The organism is Modestobacter sp. SYSU DS0511, assembly GCF_054050755.1.
Genome location: NZ_JBJGZY010000076.1, coordinates 1 through 1,972, shown reverse-complemented (window position 1 = coordinate 1,972; position 1,972 = coordinate 1). Strand labels below are relative to the sequence as shown.

The 1,972-nt window shown below is 58.6% G+C and carries 1 rRNA gene; it reads right to left on the bottom strand.

The annotated features are described in order from the left end of the window. Positions 1-1,927 (bottom strand): 23S ribosomal RNA (locus ACI783_RS19765); the annotation flags it as partial. Positions 1,928-1,972: the final 45 nt, after the last annotated feature.

The window sequence follows — 1,972 nt, the reverse complement described above, 5'->3', positions numbered from 1 at the left end:
AGATGGCCCCCCTTCTCCCGAAGTTACGGGGGCATTTTGCCGAGTTCCTTAACCACAGTTCGCTCGATCGCCTTGGTATTCTCTACCTGACCACCTGAGTTGGTTTGGGGTACGGGCCGCTAAGAACTCGCTAGAGGCTTTTCTCGGCAGCATAGGATCATCCAATTCGCCTCATTCGGCTATGCGTCGGGCCTCACCCTGTACGTGATGCGGATTTACCTACACCACGGGCCACACCCTTGCACCGGTACTACCACTCACCGGTAGGACTACCTTCCTGCGTCACCCCATCGCTTGCCTACTACCAGTCCGGATCCCACGCGCCACGCGATCAGACCCGAAGGTCAGTCACACGCTTTGGGTGGTTAGCATCGCTGGGTTCAGCATGGGCGTTCTTTCGCGGGTACGGGAATATCAACCCGTTGTCCATCGACTACGCCTGTCGGCCTCGCCTTAGGTCCCGACTCACCCTGGGCGGATTAGCCTGGCCCAGGAACCCTTGGTCATCCGGCGGGGGAGTTTCTCACTCCCCTTTCGCTACTCATGCCTGCATTCTCACTCGTGTGGCGTCCACGGCTGGATCACTCCGCCGCTTCCACCGCCACACGACGCTCCCCTACCCATCCACACACCTGGCCCGCCCCCGAAGGAACGGACGGGTTCATGTGAATGCCACAGCTTCGGCGGTGTGCTTGAGCCCCGCTACATTGTCGGCGCGGAACCACTTGACCAGTGAGCTATTACGCACTCTTTCAAGGGTGGCTGCTTCTAAGCCAACCTCCTGGTTGTCACTGCGATCCCACATCCTTTTCCACTTAGCACACGCTTAGGGGCCTTAGCCGATGATCTGGGCTGTTTCCCTCTCGACTACGAACCTTATCGCCCGCAGTCTCACTGCCACGCTCTCACTTACCGGCATTCGGAGTTTGGTTGACTTCAGTAAGCTTGTGGGCCCCCTAGGCCATCCAGTGCTCTACCTCCGGCAAGAAACACGTGACGCTGCACCTAAATGCATTTCGGGGAGAACCAGCTATCACCGAGTTTGATTGGCCTTTCACCCCTACCCACAGCTCATCCCCTCCGTTTTCAACCGAAGTGGGTTCGGTCCTCCACGCGGTCTTACCCGCGCTTCAACCTGGCCATGGGTAGATCACTCGGCTTCGGGTCTAGAGCACGCGACTCACACGCCCTGTTCGGACTCGCTTTCGCTACGGCTACCCCACACGGGTTAACCTCGCCACGTACCGCTAACTCGCAGGCTCATTCTTCAAAAGGCACGCAATCACCCCACCACAAGGGCAGAGCTCTCACGGCTTGTAGGCACACGGTTTCAGGTACTATTTCACTCCCCTCCCGGGGTACTTTTCACCTTTCCCTCACGGTACTTGTCCGCTATCGGTCACCAGGGAGTATTTAGGCTTAGCGGGTGGTCCCGCCAGATTCACACCGAATTTCACGGGCTCGGTGCTACTTGGGATACAACTCGGGAGGCACTGAGTTTTCGTGTACGGGGCTCTCACCCTCTACGGCGACCCCTTCCAGAGGCCTTCCACTAACACAGTGCTTTCTCACTCCCTGCACCCTCGGCAGAAGATGCTGAATCGTCCCACGACCCCGACCGCACAACGCCTGCCGGCTTGGCATGCAATCGGTTTAGCCTCATCCGCTTTCGCTCGCCACTACTCACGGAATCACGGTTGTTTTCTCTTCCTGTGGGTACTGAGATGTTTCACTTCCCCACGTTCCCTCCACGCGCCCTATGTGTTCAGGCGCGGGTCACACCACATGACTGGTGCGGGGTTCCCCCATTCGGAAATCCTCGGATCAACGCTCGGTTGGCAGCTCCCCGAGGCTTATCGCAGCCTCCTACGTCCTTCATCGGCTCCTGGTGCCCAGGCATCCACCGTGTGCCCTTAACAACTTGACCACACAACAACACCCACACCCACCCACCACCCCACACCCCCCAACA